At 67.7% G+C, this 16017-nt stretch carries 12 protein-coding genes and 1 tRNA gene; 1 reads left to right on the forward strand and 12 read right to left on the reverse strand.

The genetic code is table 11. The features are described 5' to 3' along the window. From coaE to AB1446_12775, 10 genes are all read right to left on the reverse strand, one after another. Positions 1–621 (reverse strand): dephospho-CoA kinase, encoded by a 621-nt coding sequence (gene coaE / locus AB1446_12730; GenBank protein ID MEW6547750.1) that lies wholly within the window; start codon positions 619–621, stop codon positions 1–3. Between the two features lie 22 nt (positions 622–643). Then, positions 644–2257: an ABC transporter substrate-binding protein gene (locus AB1446_12735; protein MEW6547751.1), complete on the reverse strand. Its 1614-nt coding sequence runs from the start codon at positions 2255–2257 to the stop codon at positions 644–646. A gap of 17 nt (positions 2258–2274) precedes the next feature. Beyond that, positions 2275–3144, reverse strand: a complete 870-nt coding sequence (gene mutM, locus AB1446_12740; GenBank protein ID MEW6547752.1) for a bifunctional DNA-formamidopyrimidine glycosylase/DNA-(apurinic or apyrimidinic site) lyase — start codon at positions 3142–3144, stop codon at positions 2275–2277. A gap of 7 nt (positions 3145–3151) precedes the next feature. After that, positions 3152–5905, reverse strand: coding sequence for a DNA polymerase I (gene polA, locus AB1446_12745; GenBank protein ID MEW6547753.1), 2754 nt, complete (start codon positions 5903–5905; stop codon positions 3152–3154). A 189-nt stretch (positions 5906–6094) separates the two neighbouring features. Further along, positions 6095–7345, reverse strand: coding sequence for a DUF4349 domain-containing protein (locus AB1446_12750; GenBank protein MEW6547754.1), 1251 nt, complete (start codon positions 7343–7345; stop codon positions 6095–6097). Further along, the gene (locus AB1446_12755; GenBank protein ID MEW6547755.1) at positions 7342–7977 is read right to left on the reverse strand and encodes a sigma-70 family RNA polymerase sigma factor; all 636 of its coding nucleotides are present in this window, start codon (positions 7975–7977) and stop codon (positions 7342–7344) included. The genes AB1446_12750 and AB1446_12755 overlap by 4 nt, the downstream gene beginning before the upstream one ends. A 16-nt stretch (positions 7978–7993) precedes the next feature. Further along, a complete protein-coding gene (locus AB1446_12760; GenBank protein ID MEW6547756.1) occupies positions 7994–8665 on the reverse strand; it encodes a L,D-transpeptidase family protein in 672 nt (223 codons plus the stop codon). A 280-nt stretch (positions 8666–8945) separates the two neighbouring features. Beyond that, positions 8946–10115: an amidohydrolase gene (locus AB1446_12765; GenBank protein MEW6547757.1), complete on the reverse strand. Its 1170-nt coding sequence runs from the start codon at positions 10113–10115 to the stop codon at positions 8946–8948. Next, positions 10115–11380, reverse strand: a complete 1266-nt coding sequence (locus AB1446_12770; protein MEW6547758.1) for an amidohydrolase — start codon at positions 11378–11380, stop codon at positions 10115–10117. The genes AB1446_12765 and AB1446_12770 overlap by 1 nt, the downstream gene beginning before the upstream one ends. Beyond that, the gene (locus tag AB1446_12775; protein ID MEW6547759.1) at positions 11380–12804 is read right to left on the reverse strand and encodes a M14 family zinc carboxypeptidase; all 1425 of its coding nucleotides are present in this window, start codon (positions 12802–12804) and stop codon (positions 11380–11382) included. The genes AB1446_12770 and AB1446_12775 overlap by 1 nt, the downstream gene beginning before the upstream one ends. Positions 12805–12997: 193 nt before the next feature. On the opposite strand from AB1446_12775, the gene AB1446_12780 reads away from it, so the two are divergent. Next, positions 12998–13085: transfer RNA gene (locus AB1446_12780), tRNA-Leu, on the forward strand. 53 nt (positions 13086–13138) lie between these two features. Here the strand turns inward: AB1446_12780 and pyk are convergent. Together pyk and pfkA are read right to left on the reverse strand one after the other, a co-directional pair. Further along, positions 13139–14902, reverse strand: coding sequence for a pyruvate kinase (gene pyk / locus AB1446_12785; protein MEW6547760.1), 1764 nt, complete (start codon positions 14900–14902; stop codon positions 13139–13141). Positions 14903–15025: 123 nt separating this feature from the next. After that, on the reverse strand, positions 15026–15985 hold the full coding sequence (pfkA, locus tag AB1446_12790) for a 6-phosphofructokinase (GenBank protein MEW6547761.1): 960 nt from the start codon (positions 15983–15985) through the stop codon (positions 15026–15028). Positions 15986–16017 lie beyond the last annotated feature (32 nt).

A 16017-nucleotide genomic window follows, 5' to 3' on the forward strand; every position in this document is an offset into this window, starting at 1 on the left:
TCAGTCGCAGCGGTGGGGATGGGGCGCGTCGCGCGTGGCTTCCTGCCAGCACTGCAGCACCTGGTCGCGGGTCCGGTCCGGGGAGCCGTCGTTGTGGATGACGCGGTCGGCCAGGCGGACCTTCTCCTCGAGGGGCATCTGGGCCTGCAGGCGTGCTTCCGCCTCTTGCGGGGCAAGACCGTTGCGCCTGCACAGGCGTTCGATCTGTTGCTGACGCGAGCAGGTCACCACCCAGACCTCGTCCACCGCGTCGCGCATACCGGCTTCCAGCAGTAAGGGCGCATCGATGACCAGGACCTCCACGCCCTGCTGGCGGGCCTGTTCCACCATCTCGCGGATGAGGCGGATGATGGAGGGATGGGTGATGGCATCCAGGTCGGCCCGAGCCTGCCGGTCGTGAAAGATGATATCCGCCAGGCGGGCGCGGTCGAGGGATCCATCGGGACGAAGGATGCCGCGCCCAAACCGCTCCGCCACCCGGGCCAGCACCGGACTGCCCGGGGCCAGCACCTCGCGCGCCACCTGGTCCGCATCCAGCACGGTGGCGCCCAACTCCCGCAACATGGCTGCCACCGTGCTCTTTCCACAGGCGATGCCCCCCGTGACTCCTATGACCAGCAGGCCACCTCGACCCCCTCACCAGCTACGGACCCTCGCGCCACCACCAGTCGTGGACGTTCCAGTGCCACCCGAAAGGCGACGCCACCGGGCCGGTGAGCCCCGCCCGCACGCCCAGGAAGACCCTCTCCGTCCACAGGGGGATGAAGGGAACATCCTGACCGAGCCGGTAGGCCACCTGCTGGGTCAGGGATTTCCTCGTGGGGACGTCCAGCTCCTGCCGCAGACGGTCGAGCAGGACGTCCATAGCCGGCTCGCGGTAGGAGAATATGTTGCCGCCTCGCCCCTCGGCCGGGGTCTGGCGGGAGTGAAGGAGGGGGGTGAGGTCGGGATTGGCCGGGTAAGGCTCGGGGACCAGGGCCAGGTCGTAATCGAACGGGGGCTCAAGCCGCGCCACGAAGGCAGCAGGCTCCTCTGCGACCACCCTGACCCGGAGGCCCACCCGCCCCAGGTAGGCGGCTATGATGCGGGCAGCCTCGGCCCGGATTGGATCCCCACGCGGCAGCAGCAGGCTCAGGGGAGCGATTTCCTTCGCCCCGGCAAGCAGATCCCGCGCCCCGGCCGGGTCGTATGCTCCTGCGGGGACTTCAGCGGGATATGCCCAGGAAATGAGGGGCAGGGGGAAAACCGCCTCGCGCAGTCCGTAAACCCCACTGGCCCCCCCTGGCGCCCCGCCCGCCGTGCCGGTGGCCAACTCGCGCACCAGGGTGTGGCGGTCGATGGCCAGGGATATGGCCCGCCGCACCCCGGCATCCAGGCGGCTGCAGTTGAGAGCCAGGGCCACGTAATAAGGCTGGTGGGTCTCCAACACCCGCCATCCCCCCTGCCGCGCCCGTTCCAGGTCCGAAGGCACAACGGGACCGGCGTCCACCTCGCCCTGGATGAGGACTCGACTCGCCCGGGCGAGGGACGGGTATATGTGCGCGACAAACCTGTCAAGGTGGGGACGCCCCCGGTGGTAGCGCAGGTGGGGAAGCAGGCCTATCTCGTCTCCCTCCCACGTGCCCAGGCGGAACGGCCCCGTCCCAACCGGGCGACGGGCGAAATCTTGCGCGGCCCCGGTACCATCAGCCAGAAGGTGCGCCGGCAGGACGGGCACGGTGGCCAGCCAATACGGGAAACCCGCATCGGGATATTTCAGGAAGAAGCGGATGGTACGGCTGTCCACCTTCTGCCAGGTAAGCCCGGGCAGAAGCTCAGGATGGGAGTGCAGGCTGAACACCACGTCGTCGGCGGTGACCGGCTGCCCGTCGTGCCACATCGCGTCGGGGCGCAGGCGCACGGTCCAGTACACGCCTCCCCGGCCACCCACCCACCCCACGGCCAGATCCGGAAAAACCTCACCCCGGCCGTCTACCCCGGCCAGAGCAGAGAAGAGCAAACCCACCAGGACCTTTTCCGCCGGGCTGGTGGCCTCCCGGGGATCGAGGGATACCACCGGCCCCACCAGCGCCTCCCTCACCACTCCCCCCTGGCGAACCCGCACGGCGGGCGCGGTGGTGGACGGCTCCCTCAGGCACCCCGCCCCCCACACGCCCATCAGCACGACCAGCAGCGCCACCCCGGCCTGCCGCACGGTGGCTCGGGCCACCAGGCCCCGGCGCCCCGGCGGCCACCCGGCCCAACGAAATTCAGGCATGGATTTGCCTCGCGTGGCTATTTTTGGCAACGGGGACAAAAGTACGTGCTTCGACCTCCGAACCGCTGCCTGGCGATGGTGGCCCCGCAGCGAGGGCAGGGCTCCCCTTCCCTCCCGTACACCCGCAGGCGGGACACGAATTCGCCCGGCTGCCCTTCGCCGTCCCGGTAGTCGGAAAAGGTGGTCCCCCGGGCCGCAATGGCTTCCTGGAGCACCTGCTGCAGGGCATGCCGGAGAGCCTCCACCTCGACGGGCTTGAGTCCCCCGGCCGGGCGCAGGGGGTTGACTCCTGCCCGGTGCAGGGCCTCATCTGCGTATATATTCCCCACCCCGGCCAGTATGTGCTGGTCGAGCAACACCGCCTTCACCGGAGCCCTCCGCCTGGCCAGCATCCTCTGCAGCACGGACGGCATAAACTCCTCATCCAGGGGCTCGGGTCCCAACCGCAGCCGGGGATGCGACTCCAGGGCATCCGCACGCAACAGTTCCAGGTAGCCGAAGCGCCGCTGGTCCCAAAAACACAGTTCCCCTCGGTCGAAGGCGAACACCGCATGCACATGCCGGCCGGAGATCTCCTCCGGGTCGAGATGGGCGCCGGGCTCCTCTGTCCGTGGAACGAAAATGAGCCGCCCCGTCATCCCCAGGTGCACGTGCAGCACCATCTCCACCGGCTCAGACGATCCTGGTGAGGGGGGTGGCGGAGACAGGAAGATAAGGAGGTGCTTCCCCCGCCTGTCAAGAGAGGCCACGCGCTTCCCCGCCACCTTCGCCGGATCCTGGCCCCGCCACACCGAAGGGGTGAGCAACCGTACCTGCCGCACCACCTGCCCCAACAGGTGCGGTACCAGCGTGCGCCGGATGGTTTCCACTTCAGGCAACTCGGGCATGGCGGCGTCAAAGGGCAGACAGGTCGTACCAGGTAGGACCCGCCTTCAGGTCCACTTGCAGGGGAACTGCCAGTTCCATCACCTGCTCCATACAGGAGCGCACGAGGCCACCGGCCTCGGGGAGTTCTTCCCGGGGCACCTCCAGGATTAGTTCGTCATGGACCTGGAGGATGATGCGGGACCGCATGCCCCGCTCCTGAAGCTGGCGGTGGAGCCTCACCATGGCCAGCTTGATGATGTCGGCCGCACTCCCCTGCAGGGGGGTATTGACGGCCGTCCGTTCGGCAAACCCCCGCTCCTGAGGATTCCGGCTCAAGATGGTGGGCAACTGGCGGCGGCGTCCCATCAGCGTGGTGACGAAGCCCTGGGTGCGCGCCGTGCTCACCACTTCGTCAATCCACCTGCGCACCCCGGGGTAGCGCAGGAAGTAGCTGGCGATGTACTCCCGGGCCTCGCTCCGACCGATGCCCAGCTGCTGGGCCAGCCCGAAGTCGCTGATACCGTATACGATGCCGAAATTGACTGCCTTGGCCCGTAACCGCATCTCGTCGGTCACCTGATCAAGGGGAACCCCGAACACCTCGGCTGCCGTGCGCCGGTGGATGTCCTCACCGGCCCGGAATGCCTCCACCAGGCCGGGGTCACCACATACGTGGGCGAGGAGCCGCAACTCGATCTGGGAATAGTCGCCGGAAAGGAGGAGCCAGCCGTCCTCGGCGATGAACACCTGGCGGATGCGCCGGCCCAACTCGTCCCGGACCGGGATGTTCTGCAGGTTGGGGTCATTGGACGAGAGCCGTCCCGTCGCCGTTACCGCCTGGTTGAAGGTGGTGTGGACCCGGCCCGTGGCCGGATTCACCAGGGCGGGCATGCCGTCCAGGTAAGTCCCCTTCAGTTTCACCAGCGTGCGGTGCTCGAGGATCTTCTCCACCACCGGGTGAACGGCCCGTAACTCCTCGAGGGCCTCCGCGCTGGTGGAATACCCGGTCTTGGTACGGTGCTTGGCCGGCAGGCCCAGCTTGTCGAACAGGACCTCCTGCAACTGGTGGGTGGAATTGATATTGAAGGTGCACCCCGCCAAACGGTAAACTTCCCGGGCCACCGCCTCGATGCGGCGCCCGAAATCGTCAGCCAGCTCCCGCACCCTATCCAGGTCTACGCGCACGCCCACCTGCTCCATCTCCGCCAGCACGAGGAGCAGGGGCATCTCCACCTCGTCCATGAGCCGGGCAAGCCCGGCCGCCTCCAGCTCGGCGCGCAGAGGAGAAACCAGGTCGCGGCAGCAAGCAGCCTGTCCCCCCAGGAAGGAGGCGGCAGTGCGGGGATCAAGGGCGCGGAAGGGGATGGCCTGCCGGCCCTTGCCCAGGACGTCCTCCCGCGCGGGTACCGTCGTGCCGAGGAACTGCTCCGCCAGGTGCGACAGCGGGTAACCGGACCGGGTGGGATCGAGCAGGTAGGCCGCCAGCATGGTATCGAAGGCGATGCCACGCGGGCGGATACCCCGGCCCAGCAGCCAGACCACCAGCGGTTTGAGATCATGGCCGCTCTTGGGCAGCGCCTCGTCCTCGAGCAGGGGCGCCACCCGCCCCCGCAACTCCTCCCAGGGCACGCCATCCCCCCGTCCTTCCGGGGCGATGGCCACGTAGACGACATGCCCGGGGGCCGCCAGCCCCAGCCCGGCCAGGGACGCCCGCACTGGCGGGGAACCCTCCAGGTGGGCAGCGATCCCCAGGGTGGCGCGGACGCAGGCTGCCCGGAATGCCGGCCAGATCTCTCCCAGCTGCTCAACCGAATTAACCAGCACCACGCCGGCAAACCCTTCCCGCCCTCCGACACCCGCTACCGCATCGGCACCGTCTGCCCGCTCGCCCGGACGGTCGGCCCTACCCAGGAGCGTGAGCAGACGCTGCCAGACCGTGCGCAGTTCGAGCTTGCGGAACAGATCCTCCGCCCCCTGCAGGTCCCCGGGCTGCCAGCGGCACGCTTCCAGGTCGACTTCCAGGGGGACGTCCGGGTCTATGGTGGCCAATTTCCGGGAAAGCAAGGCCTGATCCCGGTGGGCCGCCAGCGCCTCCCTGACCCGCCGATTCTCCTCAACCTCGTGGGCATGCTCCAAAACGGCGTCCAGGGTACCCCAGCGCTGGATCAGCCGGTAGGCGATCTTCTCTCCGATGCCTGGCACACCGGGTATGTTATCCGAGGCATCCCCCATCAGCCCCTTAACGTCGGGTACCTGCGCGGGGGAAATGCCAAATTCCCGCTCCACCGCCTCACGATCGAAGCGGGCGAGTTCGGTGATGCCGCGCCGGGTGAGCACCACATGGACGTCCTCATCCACCAGCTGCAGGGCATCCCGGTCCCCGGTGACGATGATCACCTGGACCCCTGCCCGTTTGCCCTCGCGGGCCAGCTTCCCCAGGATGTCGTCCGCCTCGTAGCCCTCTTTTTCGAAGATGGGCACCCCCAAGGACTCCAGCACCTGCTTGAGCAGGGGTACCTGAGCCCGGAACTCCTCGGGGCTTCCCCCCCGCTGGGCCTTGTACCCCTCGTACTCCACGTGGCGGAAGGTGGGTTCGGCCCGGTCGAAGGCCACCGCAAGGTACGCAGGTCGCTCCTCTTCCACGAGGCGGAGCAGCATGGCCAGGAAGCCGTGAATGGCGCTGGTCGGTACACCCTCAGAGGTCCTGAGATCGGGAAGGGCCCAAAAAGCCCGGTGGGCCAGGCTGTTCCCGTCGATGAGGACCATGCGCTCCCGGGCCAATGTTACCACCCCCACCTGATTGCTGTGCCCCCGTGCCCCGCACAGGTTGCTGCCACGGGCTCGTCCACCGCCTACAGTATAGTACCAATCCGTCGGCCCTCACCAGCCCCCGTCAGCAATCTGCACGCGGCCAGGAAAATCGAAGGGCCGGGTGAGCCACACCCGGCCCGCTCGTTCCGACGGTCGCAGTCAGCGGTGCCGGCGTCCGTGCCCGAACCGGGCATACACCAGCCACACCAGACCGGCCAGCAACACAACCGGGAAGGCCTGGGCCACGTATACGATTGCCTCCTGCCCCAGCCGCTCCATGGCTCTCACCGTCCCCAGGAAGGCCACCTGGGCCCTCTGCCAGGCACCCAGCGCGGTGCCTGCCTCCCGGAGCACCACCTGCAGCGCGGCCATGTCCAGGTCTTCCTGCAGGTACTTCATCCGGGCCTCCAGCGATTCGATGTCACCCTGCAAACGGTAGAGTTCGTACTGAATGCGCAGCACCTCGTCAATATTGCGCGCCCCGGACATGAGGGCCGTGAGGGCTTTTTCCTGCTCCCGCATGATGCGCAGGCGGGCTTCCGCGTCCACCCAATCCTGGGTAAGGCTGCGGGTGGTCACCCTCTGGCCCAGCAACCGGCCCAGGGCACTGACCTGCTGCATGACCCCGCTCAACGACTTCCCGGGGACCCGCACCACCACCACGGCCTGGCGCCCGCCGTCCTGGGAGGTAACCGTGGAATCCTGCAGGTAGCCACCCGCCTGCTCGGCCAGGGTGGTGAGGCGAGATACCGCCTCTTCGATATTCGCCACCTGAAGCTCCATCCTGCCCTGCAGGGCAACCTGCATCCCCTGTACCTGGCCCACCGCCACCGAGGCCCCGCCTGCGCCCAGCTGGGGACGCACGTCAGGCGCGATCACCGGACCGGTCGTCCGGCTCAACCCGGCGGTACGGTCGCTGCTGGCCACCTCGCTGCCGGTCAAGACGCGGTCGTCCCCGGGCGGAGTTCCCTTCCAGACGGGAGAACCCGGTCCACCCTCGACACCGGAGGCGAACGAGGGCGCCAGGAAGGGGTTCTCCGCAGGCGACCACCAACCCCGACCCAGGCCGGCCACCACCATGAGGCTGGAACCCAGGAATACCACCAGGCAGGCCACAGCCAGCACGCGCGCCCAAGCCGGGTAGAAGGCAACCGGACCGGGCAAAAGGCGGGCCCACACCAGTCGCCACGACCTGCGCACCAGCCTGGCGTGCAGCTGCTCCCCGAACTCAGCCGGAAGAGGTTCTCGGGGCAGCGCCCCGAGAGCACTTACGAGCGCCTGCAGCTCCGCTAGCTCACACCGGCACTCGTCACACTGCTCCAGGTGGTCCTCCAGACGCGCCCGCTCCGCCGCCGGGAGCTCACCGTCTATATACAGGGACAGGAGATTGCGTGCCTGCTGGCAGTTCAACGACTGGGCCTCCCTCTGTCCCTACTGACGTTTTGTCCCGAAAAAAGTTCCTGAGAGGCAAACCTTGCCTTGAGGGCACTGCGGGCCCGGTTGAGCCGGGATTTCACCGTTCCCAGGGAGATATCCAGCACCTGGGCGATTTCCTCATATGCAAGACCCTCTATGTCTCGCAGCACCAGTACGGCACGGAACTCGGGACTCAGGGACCGGATGCCCTCCCAGATGGCATCGCGGACCTCCCGGGTTTCCACCTCCTCGACCGGATCGCCGGTGGGCGAGATGAGCTGCCGGGGGCTCTTCTCGCCTTCGCCGGAAGCCAGGGGTTCATCGAGCGATAGGGACGGGTGCCGGCGGCGACGCCTGGCCTCGTCCCGGCACACGTTGAACGTGATGCGGTAGAGCCAGGTGGAAAAGGCACACTCTCCGCGGAAATCCCGCAGGCTCACGAAGGCACGCAAGAGGGCCTCCTGCGCCAGGTCGCTGGCGTCCTCGGGGTTCCGGCTCAGGCGCAGGGCGAGATTGTACACCTTCTGCATATATGGCGCGATCAATTCCTCGAAGGCCTCTACGTTGCCGCGCCTGCACCGTTCGATGAGGCCTTCTGCGTAGCTGTCCAGAAAGACCCCCTCCATTCAAAGGGCCAGGAAGCTAGTTCGACACCTCGTGCCCAACTCCTTTCCCTGCCAGCCAGAAACCTTTGTCCAGCAAGCGGATAGGTGCCTCCGGGCGAGGAGGGAAGGCACTCACCAGGACTACGGGCCCATCCGGCGCCCAGGCCAGAGCATCTTCCGCGAGGGGAAGGGTTTCCTCGGGGCAGGGACAAAGATCCGCCAGGTGCCGGGGGGTGAGGTCGCTGGTCTGGTACGGGTCGGGGAACACCACCAGGGCAGTGCCCCAACTGGCAACACTACCCACTATCCTCTCATACACTATTCGCACCGGCATGCCCGGATATGCCCAGCGCCAGAGCAGGTGTACGTCTTCCTCGGAGAGCCTGATACATCCCCGGGAAACCGCCCGCCCGATGGAATCCGGTGCGTTGGTGCCGTGCAGGCCGTAGTCGGGCAGGTTCAGGCCCAGGAAACGGGAGCCCAGGGGATTGTCCGGGCCGGGCGGCACGGGAGGCCCGCCCTCAGGAGGGTACCAGGTGGGATGCAGCCGTCTGGTCACCACGCGGTAGATGCCGGTAGGAGTCGGCTGGGAAGGCCTGCCTATGGCCACGGGGTAACATCCCTGCAGCACCCCATCCCTCCACACCTGCACCCGCAGGGAGGGCAGGTTGAGCAGCAGGAAATCCGGCGGGAACTGGCCTGCTGTCACCAGGTGCGACCGCGGTGCGGCCGCACCAGCCGGGATACCAGCAAGACCAGCGTGGCCGGGGCCGGCCGCAGCACCGGGGCGTCCCGCTGCGGCAGCAGGGTCACAGGCGGAGGCGTTCACCGCCAGGACGATAAGACAGATGAGGATGATGAGGATGTCCTGTACTGCCCGCCTGAGTGCCAGGAGCGATCACACTCCACCCTAGCACTCTATGCGTGCACCACCCCTCATTTCCCGCCCCATCGGGCGGGGGACCGAGGCCCCGCGCCAGCGGCGGCCGTCAGGGGAGAGAGCCGTAGACCGGCTCGCCGTCGATGAAGACGCACTGGACCCGGCTCTGGGGCTCCAGGGGGTGCCCCGCGAACAGGCTGAAGTCGGCGTCCTTGCCCGGTTCCAGGGTGCCCAGCCGGTCTTCCACGCCCATGATGCGAGCAGCGTTAACCGTTATCATCTTCATGCCTTCCTCCGGCGGGAGGCCGTAGCGCACAGCGATCCCCGCCTGCAGGCGCAGGTCGCGGATGGACACCACCGGGTGGTCGGTTTGCAGGGCCACCAGCACCCCGGCCTCCGCCAGCAGTCGGGGAGCCTGGGGGTCCGAGCGGGGGTAGGTGGGCACCCGCCTGTCGCCCAGGATGGGACCGTACACCACCGGGATGCCCCGCCGGGCCAGCAGGTCTGCCACAACGTGAGCCTCGTCCCCATGATCGATGGTGAAGTGGAACCCGAACTCGTCCTGCAGGCGGAAGAGGCCGTGGAAATCAACGGGCTGCATGGAGTGCACGCGGGCGGGGATCTCCCGCCTGAGCACGCGGGCCAGCACTTCCAGGGTCATGCGCCGGGCAGGATCTTTGGCGGCGGGAACGGCTTCCTCGCCCCCCTCCATCAACTGGCGCGCCTCTGCGAACATCTGGCGCAGGATGGCCGCCACCCCCATGCGGGTGGTGGGATAGGGCATGTTTTTCCCCTGGAACCTCCCGAACTTGCCCCCGCGGCTCCAGGCCATCTTCATCCCCGCCGGGTCCCGCAGGACACGGCGCGTCAGGTCGGGCCCGGCTGCCTTTACCGCCACATCGGTGCCGCCGATCACGTTGGCACTGCCCGGATGGATGAGCAGGGCGGTCACCCCGCCCTCCAGGGCATCGCGGAAGCCGGGATCATCGAAATCGATCCCGTCGATGGCGCGCACGTGTCCGGTCACCGGGTCGGTGGTCTCGTTGACGTCGGAATACTCCCAGTCCAGCTCCTCGGGGACTATGCCCACGTGGCAGTGGCAGTCGATGAACCCGGGCACGAGGAACAACCCCCGCGCTTCCACCATTCCGGCCCCCGCAGGGACGGCGAGCCGCCGGCCCACGCCGGCAATGCGGCCCCCTTCTACGAGCAGCGTGCCTTCTTCTATTATGGTTTCGCCCGTGCCCGTCCAGATGGTGGCACCCCTGATGGCCAGCATCAGCACCTTCCCCCTTTGCCCCGATCCCCCTGTGCCGGCACGGCCGTGCCGGGGTCTCCCACCACGACCTCACCCGATACCAGCACCAGGCTCACCCGGCCGGTAGCCTGCAGGGGATCGCCGGAGAAACCCACCATGTCCGCATCCTTGCCCGGCTCCAGCGAACCCACCCGATCGGCGACCCCCAGGATCTCTGCCGCGGAGATGGTGATCGCCCGCAGCGCCTCCTCGTAGGGTAAACCTTCCCGTACGGCCATGCCGGCATGGATGGGAAGGTACCCGGCCGGAAACGTGGGAGAGTCGCTCATGATGGCCAGCTTCACTCCGGCCGCGGCCAGGCGGGCCGGATTGGCCAGGGAAAGGTTCTTCAGTTCCGGCCCCCGGCGGGCGAAGGGGAGAGGACCAACCACACAGGGGATGCCCCGGCGGGCGATGGCATCCGCCAGCAGGTATCCTTCCGTCACGTGGTCCAGCACCAGGTCGATGCCGAACTCTTCGGCCAGGCGGAGCGCCGCCAGGATATCCTGCGTCTGGTGCACATGGGCCCGAGCGGGAAACTCCCGCCGCAGCAAGGAAACCAGGGCCTCCTTCTTGAGGTCGTACTCGCCAGGGCGCCCCTGATCGCCGGCAGCCGCGCCGGAGCGAGTCTCCGCACAGGCGCGCGTGCCGGAGCGGGCCTCGGCATACGCGCGCGCCCCCGCCAGGCTTTCCCGCAGCATGCCCACGATGTTCATGCGGGTGGCCGGGGGCGCCTTCTTCTCGGAAAACGTACGCTTGGGGTGGTCGCCGAAGGCCAGCTTCATGGCGGCCGGTTCCCGCAGCACCACCGGCTCCCCCCGGCACCAGGTCTTCACCACGGCGCCCTGGCCGGCGATGACGCTGATGCGTTCCACCGGCGATCCGAAGGACATGGTACTGCCCGGCAGCACACAGGCGGTGGTCACCCCCGCCCGGCAGGCGTCCGCCAGTCCCTCGTCCAGGGGATCGAAGGCATCCAGCACGCGCAGGTGGGGATTGAGGGGGGAAGTATCCTCGTTGGCATCGGGCACGCTCAGGCCCTCCCGCTGCAATCCCAGGTGGGTGTGGGCATCCACCAGCCCGGGGGTCAGGGTGAAAGCAGTGGCATCGATCACCCGCGCGTCCACGGGAGGATCCAGGCGTTCCTCCACGGCCACGATCTTGTCACCTTCGATCAGGATGACCGCCTGGGGCAGCGTGCCCCGCGGGCCGCAGGTGTGGGTGCGCCCGGCCCTGATCGCCAGCATCACCTTTCGCCTCCTTCTGCTGCGTAACGGGCGGCCTCCAGAGCGCTGGCCAGCTGCACCGCCACCAGCTTGCGGATGGGGATGGGACGCCAGTTGAGCTGGGATTCCAATTCCGCTGCGCGCTCCCCGAGCTCCCGGTACACTTCTTCGCGCACCCGCGCCAGCTGGCCTGCGGCGCCGCAGCCGGAGGCAACAAGACCGTCCTCGGGCGAGGCCGTGCGCTGGTCTTCCGAGGAGCCGGCGAGCTGGTACTCGATGGCACGGTGCAGCAGGCCCAGTAACAGCAGCCGGTAGAAGCGGGTGACCTGCAGGTTGTCAAACTTCTCGGCCACGGTGGCCGGTCGTTCCAGTTCGGGATCGCTCTTGGCCCAGCGCCGCTTTGCTTCCAGGCCGTCCCGCCCGTGCCGCAGGAAGTCGGTGAGGGCAGTGACAAAGGGGCTGGGCCGGGTCAGTTGATCGCGGATTCTGGTGAAGATGTTCTCTACGTAACTCCGCGCTTTCTCGTCGATCTCGATGGACGCCAGCACTGCCTCCCGGCGCGAGATGTCGGCCGGAGATGTATCCTCGATGCGCGGGTCGTAGAAGTAAGGCACTTCGCAGACGAGGACGAAGCTCCCCGCCACCTCGCGGGCGTAATCCACCGAGGACGTCCCCGCACTGATGATGGTGGCGGGGTCTTTGCCCGCGTACTTCTCGTAGTAGTCGTAAGTGTCCCGCGTGCCCGGCATCTCGAAGATGGCCTGGGCATACTTCTTCGCAAAGGGCATCTCGGGCTCCCCCAGGCTGAGGGGGAGTCCCTGCTCACGGACGATCTGGTGGAACCGTTCGTACAGCGGCGGGCAGGGACGCGACACGTACCAGTACACCCCGCCGAAGCCGGCGTTGTGCAGCGAATACATGAAGCCAGGCCGGGCCAGGTCGATCAGGCGCATGAGGGCCTGCGTCTCGGGGATGGGCTTCTCCCACACCAGGGTCTTGTAGCGGATGGGGAAGGTCCACTCCACCTGCTCGAACCCCGCCGGGCGGTAATAGTGACGGGCGTAGTTAAAAAGGGTAAAAGGACCCCGGAACCAGCCCTCGTTCAGCCTGGTACCGTCCGGATCGATGGTCTTCACCAGGTACCAGGTGTAGCCCAGCTTCTCCCGCAACTCATCGTCCTGGGCCAGCCGCCAGGAGAGGTACTCCAGCATCATGGCCCCCACGGGCTCGTTGGGATGGGGGCAGCCGAACAGCACCGCCCGCCGCGGCCCCGCACCTATCTTCAGCGCCCGGATGGGGTGTCCGGCCCGGGATTGCCCGATTTCCACCAGGTCCACCAGGGCCGGGAATTGTTCGCGCAGGCGTTCTGCACTATCCTCCAGTTCATCCACGGTCAGAAACCGCTCGTAGGCGGGAATACCGTCGCATACCTCTCGCCACTGCAACCGGGTAGCCTCCTTTCAAATCCGCGTAACACGAAGGATATTTCTCGGGTACCGTAAAAATTCCTGCCCGGAGCAAAAGAACTGCTCCCGCGGCCGGCCCCGTCGTAGCTCACGGCCGGCGTGGGTGTTCTGCAAATGCCTGTCTGCAAATGCCTTGCGTGGGCACCACAGCTTTGCTAATATAACAGGGCAAGCCGGAGTGCTGGAACGGGCAGACGGGTCCGCCTCAAAAGCGGATGGGGTCAATCCCCGTGTGGGTTCGATTCCCACCTCCGGCACCATTTTTTAGAAGCATTGCAGTGCCGAATCCATGGGGGGAGGCGCACGCGGCCGGTCAGGGGACGTGGGCGCGACCCCGGTAGACCAGGCCGCGGCGGGCGTCCACGGTGACCACCGCGCCGCTCTGGAGCTTGCGGGTGGCGTCCTCCGCCCCAATCACCGCCGGTAGGTCCATCTCCAGGGCGCAGATGGCGGCATGGGAGCTGAGACCGCCCTCCTCCACCACCAAACCGGCCGCCTGGCGCAGGAGAGGGACGTACCCGGCGTCGGTCGCGGGCACCACCAGCACGTCGCCGGGACGGAAGCGGTCCCGCACCTCTTCCAGTGAACGCCCCGCGCACACCCGGCCGGAACCGGCGCGGAATCCCACCCCCCGTCCCTGGAGCAGAATCTCCCCCACCGTGTGCACACGGAGGAGGTTGGTGGTACCCGGCACTCCCGCCGGAATGCCGGCGGTGATCACCACCAGGTCCCCCTGGGATATGTACCCGGCCGCCAGGCAGGTGGCTATGGCCTCGGAGAACATCTCCTCCGGGTCCGTGGTCTCGGAGGAAGGCAGGGGGTGAACGCCCCACACCAGGGTGAGACGCCGGCGCACCCGCTCGTGAGGGCTGAGCGCCAGTACGGGGCAGGCAGGCCGGTACTTGGCCACCATGCGGGCCGTGTACCCCGACTGGGTGGGGGTAATGATGGCGGCCGCCCCCAGGTCCCGGGCCGCCCGACAGCTGGCGTGGCTGATGGCGTCCGTCACTGCCTCCAGGGGCCCCCGCTCGCGGGCGGCCAGGATGCGGTCGTAGGGGAGCGCCTCCTCGGTACGGGCGGCGATGCGGGCCATGAACGCCACTGCCTCCACCGGGTGCTTGCCCAGGGCTGTTTCCGCCGAGAGCATCACCGCGTCGGTACCGTCCAGGATGGCGTTCGCTACGTCGGAAGCCTCGGCCCGGGTGGGAACTGGCCGCTCTACCATGGACTCCAGCATCTGGGTGGCGGTGATGACCGGCTTGCCCAGCATGTTGCACCGGGTGATCAGCTCCTTCTGGACCAGGGGAACCTCTTCGGCCGGCATTTCCACCCCCAGGTCGCCCCGGGCCACCATGAGTCCGTCGGAAACCTTCATGATGGCATCCAGATCCTCGAGAGCCTGCCGGGTCTCGATCTTGGCTACGATCTCCTGGTCCCCGCCCAGTTCCTCCACCACCCGCCGCACCTCGACCACGTCGGCGGCGCGGCGCACGAAGGAACAGGCAAAAAAGTCCACTTGCTGGGCCACCCCCCAGGCGATGGCTTCCCGGTCGGCTTCGGAGACCGCGGGCAGATTGAGCAGGCCGCCGGGCACCACCACCTTCTTGCCCTGAGCCAGCACCCCTCCCCGCTCTACCCGGCAGCGCACCTCGTCTCCGCCGACCTCTTCCACCGTCAGGGCGATGTTGCCGTCGTCCAGAAGTAGTAGCTGCCCCGCGGAAACGTCGCCCGGAAATCCCGGGTAATTGACCATCACCCTGTCCCTGTCTCCGGTGACGGCGGCGGTGACAAGACAGAAGCGCGCTCCTGTTTCGAGGAGCACTGAACCTCCTGCGATGGGACCCACCCGCACCTCCGGGCCGCGCAGGTCGACCAGGACGCCCACCGTGACTTTCTCTCCCCGGCACACCCGGCGCAGGGAATCCAGGCGGGCCTGGTGCTCGTCCAGGCGGCCGTGGGACATATTCAGGCGCGCCACGTTCATGCCGGCCCGCACCATGCCCCGGAGGACATCGGGATGGGAGGATGCCGGTCCCAGGGTGGCTACTATCTTGGTCCGCCGCCAGTTCCCGCTCATCGACCATTCACCCCATCATTTCATTGCATTTACTTCCGCCGGGAACCGCTGTCAGCTTTCCCGGCGGGAAGAAGACGTCTGCAGCATCGAGCCCGGGCCGGGGCTAGCTGACCGGACGACCGGTCAGATAGCGAGGATGTGCGTGAGTTCCCACAGGCGGCGATCCAGGGGGCGTCGCTGGGAAAAAACGCGCGGGAGAGGGGTAAACCTCACTTCTCCGCCCTCGGTGCCGACCATCACCCCGCTCATCCCCTGCTGCAACGCCTGCACCGCTCCCGCCCCCAGGCGGCTGGCCAGGGCGCGGTCGTAAGCGGTGGGCGATCCCCCGCGCTGTATGTGCCCCAGCACCGTCACCCGCGTCTCCATGCCGGTGCGGGCCTGCACTTCCCGGGCCAGGTCGTAAGCGCTTCCGGCCCCTTCCGCCACCACGATCAGGTCGTGCTTCTTGCCCCGATTCCTGCCCCGCAGCACCCTGGCGCAGATGACCTCGATGGGCTCGGGGAACTCGGGGACCACCACCGACTCCGCCCCCGCTGCCAGTCCCACGGCCAGGGCCAGGTGGCCGGAGTCCCGGCCCATCACCTCGATGACGAATATGCGCTCGTGGGACGTGGCCGTGTCCCGGATGCGGTCGATGGCCCACACTGCCGTGTTCACGGCCGTGTCAAACCCTATGCAATGCTCGGTGAAGGGGATGTCGTCATCGATGGTGGCGGGCACCCCCACCACGGCCAGGCCCAGCTCATGGAGGGCCTGAGCACCCCGGAAGGAGCCGTCGCCCCCTATCACCACCAGCCCGTCAATCCCCGCCGCCCTCAAGTTGGCGACTGCTCGCTCCTGGGCAGCCCGTTCCTTGAATTCCTCGCAGCGGGCGGTGAACAGCACCGTTCCGCCCCGGTGCAGGATGCCTCCCACCGACCCCAGGGGGAGGGGCCGGAACCCACCGGCCAGCAAGCCGGCAAACCCATGCTCGATCCCCACAACTTCGGCGCCCTCCGCGACCGCCTGCCTGACCACCGCCCTTACGGCCGCATTCATTCCCGGGGCGTCACCGCCGCTCGTCAGAACCCCAAATCTACCCACTCTGCACCCTCACCACCGACTCTGCACCCTCA

The sequence above is a fragment of the Bacillota bacterium genome, assembly GCA_040757085.1.
In the GTDB taxonomy this organism is placed as follows: domain Bacteria; phylum Bacillota; class Sulfobacillia; order JACIYH01; family JACIYH01; genus JACIYH01.